The sequence below is a fragment of the Sphingobium sp. B1D7B genome, from assembly GCF_025961965.1.
Taxonomy (GTDB): Bacteria; Pseudomonadota; Alphaproteobacteria; order Sphingomonadales; family Sphingomonadaceae; genus Sphingobium.
The window spans coordinates 2,059,364-2,075,267 of the sequence record NZ_JAOQOR010000001.1; the positions used below are offsets into that span (position 1 = coordinate 2,059,364).

The following is a 15,904-nucleotide window of genomic DNA, read 5'->3' on the forward strand; positions in this document are numbered from 1 at the left end:
GGACGAACCATGGCCATCATTCACGGTATCAAGGTCAACGAGATCAATACCGGCGCGCGCGCTGTCGCCGCCGCTTCGACGGCAATCATCGGCCTGGTGGCCACGGCAAGCGACGCGGACGTGACGACGTTCCCGGTCAACACGCCCGTGCCCGTAACGAATGTGACGGCGGCGATCGCCAAGGCTGGCGCGGCCGGCACGCTCGCCAAGGCGCTCGATGCCATTGCCGATCAATGCAGCCCGATCGTGGTGGTGGTGCGGGTTGAAACGGGCGTCGATGCCGAAGCGACCGAGACCAACACCAAAGCCGGGGTCGCGAAGCTGCTGCAGGCCGAGAGCACGCTTGGCATCCGCCCTCGCATCTTGGGGGCACCCGGCCTCGATACCGCAGAGGTCATCAACGATCTGGTGACCGTGGCGCAGAAGCTGCGCGGCTTCGCCTATGCGGCGGCCAGCGGCGACGATTTGACCGAGGTGACCGATTTCGCCGGGGATTTTGGGCAGCGCGAGCTGATGCTCATCTGGCCCGAGTTCACGGACTGGACCGGCAGCGCTGTCGCCCGCGCCCTTGGCCTGCGCGCCAAGATCGACAGCGAGACAGGCTGGCACAAGACGCTGTCCAACATGCCCATCAACGGCGTGACCGGAATCGCAACGCCGGTCGATTTCGATCTGCTCGGCGGGGCCTCCTCGGCCGGCCTGCTCAATGACAAGAACGTCACAACCTTGATCCGCGCCAACGGCTTTCGATTCTGGGGCAACCGCACCATGGCGAGCGAACCGCTCTTTGCCTTCGAGAGCGTCGTGCGCACGGCGCAGGTGCTCATGGACGAAATCGCCAATGGTCTGCTCTGGGCCATCGACAAGCCGATCACGGCCAGCCTGGTCAAGGATATCGTCGAGACCGTGAACGGGCGGTTCCGCACGCTCGTATCGCAGGGGAGGATCGTGGGCGCGCGCTGCTGGTTCGATGCCGATGCCAATCCGGCCGCCTCACTCGCCGCTGGCAGCATCACCATCGACTATGAATACACGGCCTGCGCGCCGGCCGAGGCGATCCTTCTGAACCAGCGCATCACCGATAAATTCTACGCCAGCATCGCCGACCAGCTCGGCTGACGCGCCCGATTTTCCGACCAGAAAGGATTGAGCCATGGGCCTTCCCGCCACCCTAAAGAACATGAACCAGTTCCACAACGGCACCAGCTATGTGGGGCAGATCTCCGAAGTCACCTTGCCCAGCCTTGCCCGCAAGTTCGAGGGCTATCGGGGCGGGGGCATGGATGGCGAAATCCAGATCGACCTGGGGCAGGAGCCTATCGAGTTCGAGTGGAGGGCCGGCGGCCATATCTCCTCGATCTACACGGGCTTTGCTGCCGCCACGCACGATGCCGAGCTGATCCGCTGGGTCGGCGCCTATCAGGATGATGGCACGGCCCAGATGAAGGCCGTCGAGATCGTCGTGCGCGGCCGGCATCAGTCGATCGAGCCGGGCAACGCCAAGCCTGGCACCCAGACCGAAGAGACGGTGAAGACGGCCGCCAGCTATTACAAGCTGACCGTCGATGGCACCGTGCTCGTCGAGATCGACATTCCGAACCTGATCTGCCGCGTCGGCGGCATCGACCGCCACGCCGAGCTGCGCGCCATCCTCGGGATCTGACCAGCTTCGCCCCGCCGTGAGTAATGCGGATGGCACGGCGGGGCGAAGACAATGACCATCCGCATCAGGGAGCATCCGCAATGTCCGATCAAGCCACTGCCGGCGACGGCGTTACGCCCACCGTGCCGCACGTCATTCTCGAAAATCCCATCAAGCGCGGCGATACCGAGATCCGGCGCGTGGATCTGCGCAAGCCCAAGGCGGGCGAACTGCGCGGGATCTCGCTACAGGCCCTCGGCCAGAGCGACGTGCAGTCCCTCATCACCGTCATTCCGCGGATCACGATGCCCCCGCTCACCGAGCCGGAAGTGGCCAATCTGGAGGTCGAGGATCTGGCCGCATTCGGGAATGTGATCTTCGGTTTTTTTCTGACACCGGCGCAGCGCCAACGGATCGAGGAATCGTTGGGGATCTGATGGCCGACATTGCCGCCATCTTCCATTGGACGCCTGAGCAGATGGACCCGCTCAGCCTCGAAGAGCTGGTCTATTGGCGCAACGCCGCCGTGCGGACGTGGAACCAGATGAACGCGCCGGGAAAGGGGTAATCCCATGAGCAACCTTCTGCGCCTGGTCGTCAGCTTCGCCACGGTGGACCGCCTCTCTGGTTCGCTCAAGGGTATCGTCGGCCTGGCGCAGACCGGCGGCGAGAAGCTCGCCGGCATGAAGCGCCATGCCCGCGATCTTGAGCGCGAGCTGACCAATGTGCGCGCTCAGATCGCGGGCACGAGCGGCAATGTGACCGGGCTGTTCGCGCAGGAGGCCGATCTGCAGGCGCAGATCGCGCGCACCAACCGCGAGATGCAGGAGCAGGTGCGCCTCCTGCGCATCAGCAATCAGGTCGAGCGCATGCAGGCGCGGGGCGCGGCCCTGCGCTCATCCGGGCAGCAGCATATGATCGGCGGCGCCATGATGCTCGCCCCGGCCGTTCTCGCGGTCAAAGGGATCGGCGATTTCCAGTCGGGCATGACCGATATCGCCCTCAAGGCAGAGCTTTCGCAGAAAGAGACGGCGGAGCTTCAACGGAACATCCTGGCTGCAGCGCGCGCGGCGCGGCAGTTACCGGAGAATATGCGCGCCGGCGTGGACACGCTCGCGGGCTTCGGCATGACACCGCAGCAGGCCGTGCAGATGATCGGCCCGATCGGTCGGGTCGCGACAGCGTACAAGGCGTCGGTCGATGATCTGGCGGCGGCGTCCTTCGCCAATTTCTCGAACCTCAAGGTTCCGATCAACGAGAATGCCAAGGCGCTCGAAGCGATGACGGCCGCAGGCAATGCCGGCGCTTTCGAGATCAAGGACATGGCGCAGTATTTCCCGATGCTGACCGCGCAGGCGCAGGCCTTTGGGCAGCAGGGCGTCGGGGCCGTGGCGGATCTGGCTGCAGCCGCGCAGATCGCCCGCAAGGGCACCGGCGACGCCGCGTCGGCCGCGACCAATCTCCAGAACCTGATGGCCAAGATCAACACCAAGGAGACCATCGACAAGTTCCAGAAGATGGGCGTCGATCTGCCGGCCGCGCTGAAAAAGGCCTATGCGGACGGCAAGACGCCGCTCGAAGCCATTGCGGAAATCACGAACACGACGCTTGGCGGCAAGCTCGACCGGATCAGCTTCCTATTCGGCGACATGCAAGCGCAGCAGGCCCTGCGGCCGCTCATCCAGAACATGGAGGAATACCGCCGCATCCGCGCTGAGGCGATGGCCAGCTCGGGCGCGATCGACGCGAGCTTCAACCGCCGCATGGGGGACATGAATGCACAGATCCCCGCGATCATCGGCAACCTGCAGACCATGGCGCTCACCCTCGGCCCGGTGCTGCTGCCGTCGATCGTGCGCATCACCGAGGCGGCGGCCCGGCTGACCGACCGGATCGCTGCCTGGGCCGAGGCCAATCCCGGCATGGCCGCCTCGCTTGTGAGCATCGTCGTGGGAATCGGTGCCCTGCGCATCGGCGTCGGCGCGCTCATGTGGCTGTTCGGCGCGTTCGTCGGCCCAGCAGCCGGCGTGTACGGGTTCTTTGCCCGCAACGGCCCGGCGATCGTCACTATGTTGGGCCTGCTGCGCACGGGCTTCCTGCTGCTCGGGCGCGGCATCGTCTCGGCCGGCGCCATGATGCTCGCCAATCCGGTCGTGCTGATCATCGTGGGTATCGTCGCAGCGGTCGGCGGCGCGGCCTATCTCATCTATCGCTATTGGGATCAGATCAAGGCGGCCTTCTGGGCCGGGGTCGCGGCGGTCAAGGGCGCCGTCTCGGCAGGCTGGACATGGATCAAGGCCAATTTCTCGCCGGCGATGCTGCTCGGGATCTTCAATCCGATTGGCGGCATGATCGTCGCCGGCCTCATCGCCGGGTTCAAGGCTATGTTCCCGCGCGCCTATGCCGAGGTGACCGGCTTCCTCGGGCGGCTCGTGACGGGCGCCAAGAAGCTGCTCGGGATCCACAGTCCGAGCCGCGTCTTCATGGGGCTAGGCTCGAACATCGCCGCCGGCCTCGCCCTCGGCATTTCGCAAGGGCAGGGCGCTGCCGCCATGGCAGCGCAGGAGATGACGCACCGCGTCGCGCTGCCGGCGCTCGAACCGTTTGCGCCCCGGCGCGGCGGGGTAGGGGCGGGCGCCGCCGCTCCAGCAGCCGGCGGCTTTGGGGACATACATATCACCATCCAGGCGGCCCCCGGCCAGTCCGCCCAGGACATCGCGCTTGAAGTGCGCAGGATCCTCGCCGGCATCCAGGCCGAGCGGGAAGCTGCCAAGCGCAGCGCCTTTCAGGATGAGGACTGAACCATGATGATGTCGCTCGACACCTTTCTGTTCGAGATCGGGACGCTGCCCTATGAGCAGCTCGCCCAGACATGGAATTGGCGGCACGCCAAGTCCGAGCGCTTCGGCGCCCGCGCGGCTTCTCAGTTCCTCGGGCCGGGCGATGAAACCATGCGCCTGACCGGGCGCCTCTTCCCCGGCGTGGCGGGTGATTATTCCAGCCTCGAACGGATCCGCGAGATGGCCGACACCGGCGAGAGCTACACGCTGCTCAGCGGCCGACAGGAGGTGCTCGGGCAGTTCACGATTCGCAGCCTCGAACAGTCGTCGGACACCTTCTTGGTCGATGGCTTCCCTCGCCGGGCGAACTTCACGCTTGAACTGGAGCGCGTCGATTGAGCGGCTATGTGCACCCAAAGGCGGGCTGGAAGGTGACGCTGGACGGCAAGGATTTGACCAGCATTATCGATCCGCTGCTAATCACGCTCACCATCGCCGAGAAACGCGGCGATGCGGCCGATCAACTCGATATCGTCATCAGCGACGCCGGCGGGAAGCTGGAAATCCCAAAGGAGGGCGCCAGGCTGCGCGTGAGCCTGGGGTGGGAACGGGGGAGCGGTCTGCCGCAGGGCCTCATCGACAAGGGCGAGTTCAAGGTCGATGAAGCGACCTTTTCCGGGCCGCCGGACATCATCACCATCCGCGCCCGCTCGGCCGACTTCACCGATGCCTTTCGCGTCCGCCGCGAGCGCAGCTTTGTGGGGAAGACGGTGAGTGAGGTCGTCGGCGCCATAGCTGCTGCCAATGGCCTGACCGCAAAGGTTGAGGACGCGCTGGGCAGTAAGACGATTCCCGCGCTCGGCCATGGCGCCAAGAGCGACGCGGCGCTCCTGCAGGCGTTGGGCAAACGGTTCGACGCCGTGGCGACGGTCAAGGCAGGCGCCTTGATCTTCGCCCCGATTGGGAGCGGCAAGACATCGAGCGGCAAGGCGCTCCCGACCGTCGAGATTGCGCGTAATGAGACGGTGAGCATCGATTATCAGCGCGTCACGCGCGGCCAGTATGACGGCGTCGAGGCGAACTGGCACGACAAGGCCGGCGCCGCGCGCCACAAGGTGCAGCACGGCCACAGCGGGAAGGGGAAGGCCAAGCGTCTGCGCAAGCTCTACGCGAGCGAGGCGGACGCAAGACAGGCCGCCGAGGCGGAAAGCGCCCGCATTACCCGCCGCGTCGCCACCGCGCGCCTGAAGCTGGCTTATGGCCGGCCTGATTTGTTCCCCGAGATCCCGGTGACGCTGGACGGCTTCAAAACCGAGATCGACGCGCGGAAGTGGCTGATCGAGGGCGCCACGCACCGAATGGATGGTTCGGGCGGATTGACCTCTGATTTGGAGTTAGAGGCGCAGCAGTAATGCGTGTTTCCCTGTGTACGAGCGAGCAGGCACCATATTCACTTGCAAATAATTCGCCCGGCAGCGCCTCTACCCGATCGCGAAATTGTGAAGATGATCTGCATCTCGGTACCCTGCGGGCCAAAAAGACTTCCGTAAAACTGACCTGTGAAGCCATCCGGCGATGTCACGTCGCCGGACATACTGCCATCTGATGAGCTGAGATTTCCAGCTAGGTTTAACGTGGCAGATATGGGGAGATTTCCCGCAATCCATCCGCTCTGCCTCGCAACAATGCTGCTTGTGATTGTACGATGGCTAAAATCAACTGTCACATTTCCCCTAGCGGACACGCCGCCTGAGCCGTCATAGGCCACAGTCGTAGTGTCTAAATCGCAGTCATAAACTTTCTTGCCACTAGCGGGGATGTCATTGATAAGTGTTTTGTAACCAGTAAGAAGAAAATTAAATACAATGAACTGTCTAGATGATCCGGATGGGCCTCCCTGATCGTAATAGGATGCTTCGTGATATGTTGCCCAAGTATAAATGGTCTGAAAATCACTAATTTTACCAAACGCAAACCCGTGGCCTGTTCTATTTTCCCTCCCAGCGTTAAAAACCACACCGTTTACGTCACTAAAGATGATATCTGCCGAAGTAAGGTCCGATGACCAAGACGTGAATCGATTATGGACTCGAACAGACTGTGTTGGCGAGCCTGTATACGTGATCCCGATAGCGTCAGCCGCCACGTTCAAACGAGCTGTCGCCTCGACAGGTATGATGTAGTCCGGCGACATGCCACGAATTTGGACGGATTCGACATACGGTGTTCCCATGGCCCAACTTTGAGTCATGTCTGTGAATGTCGGATATGTAATTGAAGGCGTTGGAGACGGCGTTGGGGACGGCGTGGGCGAAGGGTTTGGCGCGGTGGGAGGAACGGTGACTGGCGGAGTTTGCTGTTGACCACCTTCACCACCGCAAGCCGAGAGTAGAATGCATGTTATTGCCGATACATAAACATGATGACGCATTGCGGAAGGCTTCTCTTTCCAGACCGTTACCTGCCAGTCCCTGCCTCGGTGAGAACAAAGGGACGGAGGCTTTGATGATGAAGTCAGAACTTTTGAGGCAGCAGCTCTTAAGTGACTGTGGTAATAGAAAACTAGACGTTTCCTGACAGCGTAAATCGCCATGTGCAATCACTTCCGAGCTGATCCCTCCAAGCTTTCCACATGGCGAGAATTTATCGGCGCGCCTCTGCCGGAGTCCGGGCTGCAGGCGACACCGTCCGATATCTGGCCGCGCAAGCCGGCCACCGTCGCGCGTTGGCAGGATGGCGCCATCATGCTCGATCAGATGATCTGGGGCGTGCCCCATGTCATGAAGGGCAAGCGTCCAGGCACGACGGTCACGAAGCATGTTACGAACGTCCGCAATCTCACCAGTCCGTTTTGGAAGTCGATGCTCGCCAAGCCGGAGCAGCGTTGCCTCGTCCCCTTCGATGAATTTGCCGAGCCGAAGATCGGCGCAGGCCGCGAGGAATGGTGGTTCCGCATCCCCGCAGAACCGGTCTCCTGCTTCGCCGGGATCTGGCGGCCTAGCCCGATCGGCGCGGTGTTCGCCTTCCTGACATGCGAACCGAACCCGCTGGTCGCCCCGCTTCACCCCAAGGCTATGCCGGTGATCCTTCATGCCGAGGATTATAAGACGTGGCTTAGCACCGATTATGCCGGCGCCTGCGCGCTGGCGCAGCCATATCCAAGCCAGATGATGTCCGTCGCCTAAGCCAAGCTCAGCCTCTGAACCTGTTGACCGCCCGGTTCCATGTGCGTTCATCTGGAGCAGGCAGATGAACCCTCGGCTTTTCCTGCGATGTCTCGATCCTGATCGGGCGCGCCGACGCGCGGCCCCGGCGTGCGCAGGACGCGCAATAGAAGCGAATGCGCGCATCCCGGAAATCGTCCGACCAGCCTTTCCGCTCGAAGATCCACCACAGCCCATGCGGAGCGAACAAACCTGTCCGTCCGCATGGGCAGATCACTTTCACGGTAAGGTGCCAGGCAGCAGCCTCGAAGATGCACGTCGCGACCTTGAGGTCGCCAACGTAGCGCGCCACATCACTCGGCCGGGGCCAGCAGCAGCTCCGCGCAGGCCAGCGCTCCGGTCATGAACGGGCCGTCGTCGCGCAGGCCGGCCCTGATCTCTCCGAGAAACTGGCGGTTGTCCAATCCGCGCTCTTCCAGCGCCTTCGCGACCGCGTCGCGAATATCGTTGATGCGTTCCATATGCGTCTCCTGATTGAGAACATATGAGGAACATTGTTTGATTCGGTCAATGGGATTTGAAACGGATCATCGCACCGAGAACTGGCATTCTAGCTCTGCTAAGACCCCTTTCGAGCGCGAACGAAATATCCGCGAAAGACGAGTTCGTCGTGGGAAGCGGACATCATGGAATAGAGTAGCTCGCACGAGCTTGGCTCCAAGCCGTGGTAGCGAATTCGACAGTTCTTCCTTCGATACCCCTCAGCTTCATATAACCGCGGATTTTGGAGATCGTTTTAACCGTAGAATTTCTTGGATCAAGTTGAGCCAGAGCTTATCCCGATTTTGAAGAACGTGATTTTCTGCATTTGGATGAGTATTTTGTCCTCGAATGCCAGCGGAGATGGATCGAATTTGCAGCCCTCTACGAGCCACCCATCAATGCTCAAGGTGCACGCTTCTGGACCGCCTTGGCCGACTTTTATGCAGTCGAAGAAATCCAAGTCGTGCCCGCCCACTTCAATTCGCATTGCTGTCCTCGCAAGCCTCGGATTTGGCGCGAGCAATGCGCCAAAAGAATAGCATGACCAAACACCCTGCTAAAGCATTGTGCAGGGCAACAGGTTCGCCCAAAAGCGTGAAACCATTTATTTTCGCCGCTGGGATATGCCATCCTCCCACCAAGCCGATTAGCGCATAGGCATATCCTGACTCCGCCTTCAAGGACCGCAAAAGAAGCCAACTTGGGAAACCTACAATAGCAAATCCTATAAATGCTAACACTGGTCCCATGACGATGGCGACCATTGAGTAGAACATCGCACCAGCCAATGCTGACGCCGATTGGGCGAGCACTGATTTCATAGACGCAACGAGTAAATAAATGACGAGGTACGCTGCGAGTCCCGCCGGCGGAGCGATAACAAATGCCATAAAGCTACGCCGGAGTGATGTGCAACCATGGCCCATTCAGGCATTTAGGCAGCCATAAGTTAAATACTCATTTAGCGTCCAATGGGCTTTTTTAGAATGAAGGGTGCGCGTAGACCGTTAGCTTGCTGCACCTAACTTCCACTTTGTAGTCGTGTCCGGAAAGGCAACTTTTAGGTGAAAGGTGGCCGGTATATCTGCCGGGCAGCTTCCAGCTGCTCTGCAGCGGCACACCAATGGCAGGAATGTCGTGGATTAAAGATGGGCCGCTTTTCGGATTCGAGCATTCAAGCCATGTCGATTTCAACCGAATAAATTAGCCCTTAACGTATCTCCGTTATCAATCCCCCTGAGTTCGATGATGCTTGTAGGCAATGCTTGAAAAAACGATCGATACTGTGGCGGGGGTTTCTTGCTTCACTTCTTGCAGGCGTATCCTCTGCGCTTATCGTCGTTTTGGCGACAAGCTTGCCATTCAACCTCAAGGGAGGCTATGGGTTCCTGCTTGAAGTCGTCACTATTTTGTGGTTCCTCGGCAGCGTCGTTGCGACAATAGCCGCATTTATGCTCGGAATTCTTGTCGAACTTCCCAAAGCCTACTGGCTCTCACACAAGCACAGCGGCGGCATTTTCGCACATATTTCGCTGAGTACTGCTGGAGCGCTGGTAATTATTCTCCTGTGGATTTTGATTGCGGATGGGGCGGCTCCGGCCAAAGTTCAACAGGACAAAGACTACTTATTCCCCATAGGAGCGTTTTTCGTCGGAGGAATATGCTCCGCTCTATTCTGGTGGAGTTTGGTCGTACTGCCTTGGAGAAGGCAGCGGCAAACCAGCTAACTTCCGCGGCATTCCAGTCACAACCGTGAACGTCCGAGAAGTCGTCGTGTCCGGACAGTCAGCTTTTATAGCCAAAGACTGAATTACTGCCGTGACGATTTCGAGCACATTCGAATTTTATGAGGCTTCACCAGTGCCCGTTAGCTGTGGCTCGGATCGTCTTTGGTTGCGGTGACCGTCTAGCCGCCGTCAAGAGAGCGTGCGATCTGCAACAGTGCGCGCCGGTCCCGCCCGCCGAGGCGCTTAAAGCGTTCCGCCATTTCCCGAGTCTCGGCATCTGCCAGCACATTGTCCGGAGCGCTACCTTGCGGATCGTCCGTTTCGCCAAGCAAATATTCGGGCGTGGTCTGCAACTCGCGAGCGATCTTGAGAAGATGCTTTGAGCCCTGCGGGCCACGCGAAATCAGATAGTTGATGCTGGGTTGCTTGATGCCAATGCGCCGCGCTAACTCGGCCTGAGATAGACCGACATCATTTATCCGATCGCTAAGTCGCCGGCCTAGATCCATGGACCGGCACCATATAGAACTGGCTATAAGCGCACAGTTAGATTTGTCTATTGACCGCTCTATAGATTGATCTATATCCAGCGGAATGATCACGACAACGACCCCCTTCGATGCGCTGATGACTGCGATCGAAATGTTGGGCGGCCAGTCCGCAATGGCTCGGCTCTGCGAACTGAAACAGCCCAGCGTGTGGAAGTGGACCCGGTCGTCGAAGCGCCTCCCGGCCGAGTATGTGCTTCGTGTCGAAGCGGCGACGGGCATTTCCCGTCATGATCTCCGTCCCGATATTTACCCTCGCGATCATTCGACGTCCCCCACGGATGCAGAACCATCCGACGACTGCGAGCCGATTCTTACCGGGCTCGACCTCGTGCACCAGTCCAATCGAATGCCGGCTTTTGACCGCAGGCCGGAGGCGGCATGAGCGTGACCGCCATCATTGCCCTGAGCCTGGGCCTCACAATCCTGTGCATCGTCGCGGGGCTGCACAGCCTGATCCCTGCGGTCAAAGACATGCTCGCGGATCTGCGGGCCAATCTTGCTTACTGCGATCTTACGATCGCCGCCAAGAACCTCCGCATCGCAAATCTGGAACGAGACCTTGAGGAAAGCCAGCGGGGCAGGGGTGCAAACTGCCCTGGCTGTGGCCTCTCTCAAGCCGTGCCCGGCGGTCATCCCACGCTGCCGGGCACGATCCTCCTTTCGACGGAGGACGGCCAGTGACCAAGGAGCGCCGGCCGCTTACCTTCGAGCGCGCGCTGTGTCGGGTCGCGGAGCTGATCGGCTATGATGGCTGCGCGCAGCTTCTCGGCTGTTCCGAGAATTGGGTGCGCAAGCTCTCGGACCCGGACGCCGAGCGCGAGATCAGCCTGCAAAAGGCCCGTCGCCTCGATCTCGCCTATCTGCGCGCGGGTGGTTACGGGCGGCCCTTCCTCGAATGCTATGAGTTGCAGCTTGAGATGGGCGACGAAACCGGCGGCTCGTCCACCGGCGAGCTGATCGCGGCGGCCGGCAAAGCCGCCAAGGAAACCGGCGAAGCGGTGGGTGCCGCGCTGGCGGCCATCGAGAGGGGACGGGATGCGGGTTCCGTCGAAAATGCACTCCGTGAGATTGAGGAGGGGATCGAAGCCCTCACCGGCGTGGCCAATCGGCTGCGCGTCTCCGGCAATGGGGGGACAGGGCGTGAATCAGGCCATCCAAATTGATCCCGGCTCTCAGGCGGCGGTCAGCCGGGGCGAGAAGCGCCGGCTCCCCATCGTGCGCTGCCCGGTCTGCAATGAGCGGGCCATGGTGCGCACATCCGAGGAGGTTACGCCGACGCTGCGCCAGCTTTATTATCTCTGCTCCAACTTCAAATGCTCAATGCGCTGGCGCGCCGCGCTGCAGGTGGAAGAGATCATCTCGCCTTCGGGCGTGTCTCCGGAATTCCGGCCGCCACACTACCGCGAGGTCAAGCCGCCGGGCCACGCCTTCGGCCAGGCGTCGCTGTTCGACGGCATCGATGTCGTGAGCAGCGCGCCGGCCAATGATCTGATCGGCAGGACGCCCTCGGGCTAAGTCGACCACGATCAGCATCCTGGATGCTCTAAAATCCGCGAAATATCAGGTGCTTAAAAACTGAATTTCAAATTCAGAACGGTCCTCTTTGTCTGAAAGGAATGCCCCGATGCCTGCCAAGACGACGCCCCAGCCAGCGGCCGTGCAAACGCGCGGCCCATTCATCTCATTCTGCCTCGCCTGCGCCCGGCAGGAGAACCGCCCCAATGAAGTGCTGCCGGATGGGTGGACCTTTGGCGATGTCGGCGGCATCCTCTGCCCCGATTGTGCCCCGCGCACCATCGCCGTTATCCCCGCCGCCGGTGAGGATGAAGATCTGCTGGCGCCCTCCATCGAGGCGCGGGAGATCGCGCTGGCCATGGGATGCGACGTTGCGGCCTCGGCGCCGACCATCAAGTCGAATATTCACCTGCAGCGCCAGGCGGACGGCACCTATCGGATCGCGGTTCTGATCGGCGGCACCTTCACCCCGGCCGACGCCGTGCGCCTCGCGCGCCAACTGGAAGTCTACGCGGCGCTCGCAGAGCGGCCCGGCACGCTGGGGATGGCGGCGTGAACTGCCCCGAACAGGGAGGCCTCCAACATGGCTGAGAACATTGCTGCCGAACAATTGCGGCTACTCATCGAGCGGGTGGAGCGCCTTGAGGAAGAGAAGAAAGGCATCGCGGACGACATCAGGGACGTCTTCGGAGAGGCCAAGGCAACCGGTTATGACGTGAAGATCATGCGCCAGGTCATCCGGTTGCGGAAACTGCCGGCGCAGGACCGACAGGAGATGGAGGCGGTCCTCCAGACCTATCTGGCAGCGCTCGGCATGGATGACATGTTCGCCGGCTTTGATGGGCGTCGATGATGGAGACGGGATCCGTCATTCTGGACCGCGCCCGTTCGCCTGCCGCGTGGATCGAGGAGCTGGCTGCGCGGGGGTTCGAGGTCTCGGAGCGCGCCTTGCGGGATCGGGCCAACCGGCTTGGCGCCTGCCACCGCATCGGCCGCGCCGTGTTCATCACCCCCGCACATATTGATCTCATTCTCGGAGAAGCACGTTGCCGATCGAGCCGTATCGCCGAGGCCCGACCTGGTGGGCCAAGGGTCGTGTCGAATATCTCGGCAAGCCCATCACCGAATATTACCGATGCAGCACTGGAGCTTCTGAAGAAGCGGGCGCGTGGGCATGGTGCCGGGACGAAGAAGAGCGGCGGATAGCCGAGCACCTCGTCGGGGCGAGCCGGCTGCTGACCTTCGCCGAAGCCGTGATGATGTATCCGGCCAATGCGAATACAGCGCGCTACCTCATACCCATTACGGAACTATGGGGCGCCCGCCTGGTATCCGACATCTCGCCCAAAGACGTGCGAGATCTGGCGCCCAGGCTGTACCCCAATGCCTCGACGGACACTTGGACGCGGCAGGTCATCACGCCGGTGCGCGCGGTCATCAACAATTTCCGGGATGCCGACAGCGGCGACCTGTTTCACGTCAAGGGCTACAGCAAGCAGGACCGCATCCGGCAGGACCGCAGGCGCGGCAAGCTCAGCCGCGTCAAGAAGGAACCGGGGAGCTGGGAATGGCTGCTCAAATTCCGTGAGCATGCCGGCGAGCGTCATGCCGCGTTAGCCCTCACCATGTTCGTGACCGGCGCGCGCATCAGTCAGGCCATTGCCATGCATCCTGACAAGCATTGCCGCTTCGATGAGAACCAGATCTGTATTCCCGGCGCCAAGGGCCATGATGATCGCTGGCTTGAAGTGCCCGCCGAGCTGGTGGCGGAATTGGCCTCGTTGCCGCGCCGCTATCCCCGTGGTGCCGCTCGCAAGCCAGAGAACCTGCGGCTCTTCGGTTTTGCAGACCGATCCAGTCCGCGCAAGGGCTGGGTGAAAGCCTGCGAAGCTGCCGGCATCCCCGTCATTCCGTTTCACGCAGCGGGCCGTCACGGCTTCGGGCAGGAGATGAACGTCCGCCAGCAGATCGATGAGAAGGCAGCGGGCGCCTACGGGGGCTGGTCAGACACAGCGCTGATGAAACGCACCTACACCCACGCAGAAGAGACCGTGAGCAAGATCCACGGCGCCTTCTATCGCGGCCTCGCGCAAGCCGAAGCCGCCACCGGTCTGTCCCTGGCCCAAAGGGACTTTTCGTACAAAGCGCGTACAAAAACGAACAAGGGGGCAAAATAATGCCAAACAAAGCAGAGACTTACAAAAACAGCCTCGTCACCTTCACACGGGTGGGGTCGCAAGTTCAATCCTTGCCGCGCCCACCATTAAATGCCCTGATTTCAAGGGCGTTTAATGCCGCATTCCGAGTGAATGAAAGACCGCTTTTCCGGGACAGACCCAAAACAAAGGTCTTTTCCGTGGGCTGATCAGTACAGCATTTCACGCCGGTTTGCGGGCTCTGAGCCAAATACATGCGGCGCCGATCTTCGCGCCTACATCGACGACGATCAGCACTTTGCCCCTGGCCAAGGATAGCTTGGGAGTGATTTTCGATGGCACTTGTCACATGCTCGGGGGGCAGGCCGTCGCCTCTATCCGGCCAGACTAAGCGCAGGGTTTGAAATCGCTGTCACGGCGCGCGCCCTCAAGGCCCGTCCCGCTGATGGCAGCTTCGACGCTCCGAGGTTCGGCTCGACAATATAGCTTCATCAGCGATGCCCGATGAGCGAACACGGCTTCGTCGTTCATGTGCGCACCATCCTGAGCCGCCCGGCCGATCAACTCCGCAAGGGCAGCCCGATCACGCCCCAGCCGGACCAATTCATGCGCTAAAGCCTGAGGATCCATGGGGGTGAGGACGCCGCCACCGTGGCCGGAAATCAAATCCTGAGGATATGCTGACTCATAACCGACTATGGGTGTTCCAGACGCCAGCGCCTCGATCAGGTTCCGCGGAGATTCAGGCGTCAGGTGACAAAACGGCATCAGATGCGCCGCGCGCAACTTATCCAGCAACTCCGATCGATCGACGAGGAGGCCGGGGAATTCGATTTGTTCCTCAAGCCCTTGCGCCAGCACTTTTGCGCGCGCCTCCTCCCGCTGCGGGCCATCGCCATACCACTGGGCACGAAACGCTACCCCCGCCTCTTTGACGAGACGGAGCGTTTCTATCCAGTCCATGACACCTTTATCGGGGTGAAACCGCCCAATGTAGATCAGACGCAGAGGGCCGTGCTCGACGTCGCGTATTTTGCGGATCAGGCTCTCGTCCGAGATTTTGTCGTGCGGCTTCAAATGGATGTCGTGCACAAGAAACGAATTGGCATTGAACCCACGATAAGTCTGGTAGCAATCATTGCCATGGAACAGGCCAAGCGCTGCCGACCCAATCGCGCGACGCTCCAGGCGTTGCGCGAGGCCCGCATTCATAAGCCTGACAAAGCGCCGGACGCCCGATGCTCTGAGGGCGTCGATGCGCATGACTTCCGACTCGACCCTGTCCGTCCACACGGCGACCTTCCGCCCCCTGCGAGCGGCCATCAGCGCCGCAACGGCGGCCCAGTCGCCCCACGCCCCGCCAAGGGCACAATGGAGGAACGCGTGGCTGTCGATCAGGCGTGACAATTTGGCACGCATCTCTGGATAGGCCTTGGCAAAGGAAAGCGGCGTCCACGCTCGCGGCATCAGCTCAACGGCAAGATTTGGTCCCAAGCCAAGCCCTGCGATCGAAACGCTGTCCGCAGGAGGGGGAGCGTTCACGACCTTCACGCACAATGTCATCTGGCCGAAATGGCGAATCCACTGGTGCAGGCCATTCGCCGCCTGCTGCTCAATGAAGACATCGCCTTCATACTGATGAACGAGAAGGGGCAGGATAAGGAGCAAGCCGCCCAACGGTTTGCTTGCCACGTCTTCCATCAACCGACCCCACCACATTTCTCCGCCCAGCCGCCCCATAAAGCGGGCGCGCGCGGCAGCAAGTCTCTAACCCGGCAAGTATTAAATCCGTTCTAATATCGGAGATCGTTTCGCTATCAGACGGG

General features: G+C 61.0%; 21 protein-coding genes. 16 read left to right on the forward strand and 5 right to left on the reverse strand.

Annotated features, from left to right (window positions below):
* Positions 1-9: 9 nt before the first annotated feature.
* From M2336_RS09500 to M2336_RS09530, 7 genes are all read left to right on the forward strand, one after another.
* Positions 10-1,119 (forward strand): phage tail sheath subtilisin-like domain-containing protein, encoded by a 1,110-nt coding sequence (locus tag M2336_RS09500; RefSeq protein WP_264592929.1) that lies wholly within the window; start codon positions 10-12, stop codon positions 1,117-1,119.
* Positions 1,120-1,153: 34 nt separating this feature from the next.
* On the forward strand, positions 1,154-1,663 hold the full coding sequence (locus M2336_RS09505) for a phage major tail tube protein (protein ID WP_264592930.1): 510 nt from the start codon (positions 1,154-1,156) through the stop codon (positions 1,661-1,663).
* Positions 1,664-1,743: 80 nt separating this feature from the next.
* Positions 1,744-2,079 (forward strand): phage tail assembly protein, encoded by a 336-nt coding sequence (locus M2336_RS09510; protein WP_264592931.1) that lies wholly within the window; start codon positions 1,744-1,746, stop codon positions 2,077-2,079.
* Positions 2,079-2,210, forward strand: a complete 132-nt coding sequence (locus tag M2336_RS09515) for a GpE family phage tail protein (protein WP_181559080.1) — start codon at positions 2,079-2,081, stop codon at positions 2,208-2,210. The genes M2336_RS09510 and M2336_RS09515 overlap by 1 nt, the downstream gene beginning before the upstream one ends.
* 4 nt (positions 2,211-2,214) lie before the next feature.
* Entirely contained in the window at positions 2,215-4,443 is a 2,229-nt protein-coding gene (locus M2336_RS09520; protein WP_264592932.1) for a phage tail tape measure protein, read from the forward strand.
* A gap of 3 nt (positions 4,444-4,446) precedes the next feature.
* Positions 4,447-4,821: a phage tail protein gene (locus tag M2336_RS09525; RefSeq protein WP_181559082.1), complete on the forward strand. Its 375-nt coding sequence runs from the start codon at positions 4,447-4,449 to the stop codon at positions 4,819-4,821.
* Positions 4,818-5,834, forward strand: coding sequence for a contractile injection system protein, VgrG/Pvc8 family (locus M2336_RS09530; protein ID WP_264592933.1), 1,017 nt, complete (start codon positions 4,818-4,820; stop codon positions 5,832-5,834). The genes M2336_RS09525 and M2336_RS09530 overlap by 4 nt, the downstream gene beginning before the upstream one ends.
* A gap of 38 nt (positions 5,835-5,872) precedes the next feature.
* Here M2336_RS09530 and M2336_RS09535 read toward each other — a convergent pair whose 3' ends face one another.
* Complete coding sequence (locus M2336_RS09535; RefSeq protein ID WP_264592934.1) at positions 5,873-6,655, reverse strand: hypothetical protein; 783 nt, start codon at positions 6,653-6,655, stop codon at positions 5,873-5,875.
* Positions 6,656-7,013: 358 nt separating this feature from the next.
* Between M2336_RS09535 and M2336_RS09540 the strand changes: the two genes are divergently transcribed.
* Positions 7,014-7,607 carry an SOS response-associated peptidase family protein gene (locus M2336_RS09540; protein WP_264592935.1) on the forward strand — a complete coding sequence of 198 codons (594 nt, stop codon included), beginning with the start codon at positions 7,014-7,016 and terminating at the stop codon, positions 7,605-7,607.
* 332 nt (positions 7,608-7,939) lie between these two features.
* On the opposite strand, the gene M2336_RS09545 is transcribed toward M2336_RS09540, so the two are convergent.
* Together M2336_RS09545 and M2336_RS09550 are read right to left on the reverse strand one after the other, a co-directional pair.
* Positions 7,940-8,107 carry a hypothetical protein gene (locus M2336_RS09545; protein ID WP_264592936.1) on the reverse strand — a complete coding sequence of 56 codons (168 nt, stop codon included), beginning with the start codon at positions 8,105-8,107 and terminating at the stop codon, positions 7,940-7,942.
* Between the two features lie 498 nt (positions 8,108-8,605).
* Positions 8,606-9,019, reverse strand: coding sequence for a hypothetical protein (locus tag M2336_RS09550; protein ID WP_264576233.1), 414 nt, complete (start codon positions 9,017-9,019; stop codon positions 8,606-8,608).
* A gap of 465 nt (positions 9,020-9,484) precedes the next feature.
* On the opposite strand from M2336_RS09550, the gene M2336_RS09555 reads away from it, so the two are divergent.
* On the forward strand, positions 9,485-9,856 hold the full coding sequence (locus M2336_RS09555) for a hypothetical protein (RefSeq protein ID WP_264592937.1): 372 nt from the start codon (positions 9,485-9,487) through the stop codon (positions 9,854-9,856).
* Between the two features lie 179 nt (positions 9,857-10,035).
* On the opposite strand, the gene M2336_RS09560 is transcribed toward M2336_RS09555, so the two are convergent.
* Positions 10,036-10,365 (reverse strand): helix-turn-helix domain-containing protein, encoded by a 330-nt coding sequence (locus M2336_RS09560; RefSeq protein ID WP_264576231.1) that lies wholly within the window; start codon positions 10,363-10,365, stop codon positions 10,036-10,038.
* Between the two features lie 85 nt (positions 10,366-10,450).
* Between M2336_RS09560 and M2336_RS09565 the strand changes: the two genes are divergently transcribed.
* From M2336_RS09565 to M2336_RS09595, 7 genes are all read left to right on the forward strand, one after another.
* Positions 10,451-10,789, forward strand: a complete 339-nt coding sequence (locus M2336_RS09565; RefSeq protein WP_264592938.1) for a transcriptional regulator — start codon at positions 10,451-10,453, stop codon at positions 10,787-10,789.
* Positions 10,786-11,088 carry a hypothetical protein gene (locus M2336_RS09570; protein ID WP_264592939.1) on the forward strand — a complete coding sequence of 101 codons (303 nt, stop codon included), beginning with the start codon at positions 10,786-10,788 and terminating at the stop codon, positions 11,086-11,088. The genes M2336_RS09565 and M2336_RS09570 overlap by 4 nt, the downstream gene beginning before the upstream one ends.
* The gene (locus M2336_RS09575; protein WP_181559092.1) at positions 11,085-11,570 is read left to right on the forward strand and encodes a hypothetical protein; all 486 of its coding nucleotides are present in this window, start codon (positions 11,085-11,087) and stop codon (positions 11,568-11,570) included. Before M2336_RS09570 ends, M2336_RS09575 begins: the two co-directional genes overlap by 4 nt.
* Entirely contained in the window at positions 11,548-11,922 is a 375-nt protein-coding gene (locus M2336_RS09580; RefSeq protein ID WP_264592940.1) for an ogr/Delta-like zinc finger family protein, read from the forward strand. The genes M2336_RS09575 and M2336_RS09580 overlap by 23 nt, the downstream gene beginning before the upstream one ends.
* Positions 11,923-12,031: 109 nt before the next feature.
* A complete protein-coding gene (locus M2336_RS09585; protein ID WP_264592941.1) occupies positions 12,032-12,478 on the forward strand; it encodes a hypothetical protein in 447 nt (148 codons plus the stop codon).
* Between the two features lie 27 nt (positions 12,479-12,505).
* Positions 12,506-12,775 carry a DUF2312 domain-containing protein gene (locus M2336_RS09590; RefSeq protein ID WP_264592942.1) on the forward strand — a complete coding sequence of 90 codons (270 nt, stop codon included), beginning with the start codon at positions 12,506-12,508 and terminating at the stop codon, positions 12,773-12,775.
* 193 nt (positions 12,776-12,968) lie between these two features.
* Positions 12,969-14,099 carry a tyrosine-type recombinase/integrase gene (locus M2336_RS09595; RefSeq protein WP_264592943.1) on the forward strand — a complete coding sequence of 377 codons (1,131 nt, stop codon included), beginning with the start codon at positions 12,969-12,971 and terminating at the stop codon, positions 14,097-14,099.
* A gap of 366 nt (positions 14,100-14,465) precedes the next feature.
* Here the strand turns inward: M2336_RS09595 and M2336_RS09600 are convergent, their stop codons facing one another.
* Positions 14,466-15,779, reverse strand: coding sequence for a glycosyltransferase (locus M2336_RS09600; RefSeq protein WP_264574749.1), 1,314 nt, complete (start codon positions 15,777-15,779; stop codon positions 14,466-14,468).
* Positions 15,780-15,904 lie beyond the last annotated feature (125 nt).

Coding starts and splice junctions, on each gene's coding strand:
- M2336_RS09550 (WP_264576233.1), bottom strand. CDS start 9,019: ATGGCATTTGTTATCGCTCCGCCGGCGGGACTCGCAGCGTACCTCGTC.
- M2336_RS09520 (WP_264592932.1), top strand. CDS start 2,215: ATGAGCAACCTTCTGCGCCTGGTCGTCAGCTTCGCCACGGTGGACCGC.
- M2336_RS09505 (WP_264592930.1), top strand. CDS start 1,154: ATGGGCCTTCCCGCCACCCTAAAGAACATGAACCAGTTCCACAACGGC.
- M2336_RS09525 (WP_181559082.1), top strand. CDS start 4,447: ATGATGATGTCGCTCGACACCTTTCTGTTCGAGATCGGGACGCTGCCC.
- M2336_RS09590 (WP_264592942.1), top strand. CDS start 12,506: ATGGCTGAGAACATTGCTGCCGAACAATTGCGGCTACTCATCGAGCGG.
- M2336_RS09535 (WP_264592934.1), bottom strand. CDS start 6,655: ATGGGAACACCGTATGTCGAATCCGTCCAAATTCGTGGCATGTCGCCG.
- M2336_RS09540 (WP_264592935.1), top strand. CDS start 7,014: ATGTGCAATCACTTCCGAGCTGATCCCTCCAAGCTTTCCACATGGCGA.
- M2336_RS09585 (WP_264592941.1), top strand. CDS start 12,032: ATGCCTGCCAAGACGACGCCCCAGCCAGCGGCCGTGCAAACGCGCGGC.
- M2336_RS09545 (WP_264592936.1), bottom strand. CDS start 8,107: ATGGAACGCATCAACGATATTCGCGACGCGGTCGCGAAGGCGCTGGAA.
- M2336_RS09510 (WP_264592931.1), top strand. CDS start 1,744: ATGTCCGATCAAGCCACTGCCGGCGACGGCGTTACGCCCACCGTGCCG.
- M2336_RS09500 (WP_264592929.1), top strand. CDS start 10: ATGGCCATCATTCACGGTATCAAGGTCAACGAGATCAATACCGGCGCG.
- M2336_RS09600 (WP_264574749.1), bottom strand. CDS start 15,779: ATGGAAGACGTGGCAAGCAAACCGTTGGGCGGCTTGCTCCTTATCCTG.
- M2336_RS09515 (WP_181559080.1), top strand. CDS start 2,079: ATGGCCGACATTGCCGCCATCTTCCATTGGACGCCTGAGCAGATGGAC.
- M2336_RS09565 (WP_264592938.1), top strand. CDS start 10,451: ATGATCACGACAACGACCCCCTTCGATGCGCTGATGACTGCGATCGAA.
- M2336_RS09570 (WP_264592939.1), top strand. CDS start 10,786: ATGAGCGTGACCGCCATCATTGCCCTGAGCCTGGGCCTCACAATCCTG.
- M2336_RS09560 (WP_264576231.1), bottom strand. CDS start 10,365: ATGGATCTAGGCCGGCGACTTAGCGATCGGATAAATGATGTCGGTCTA.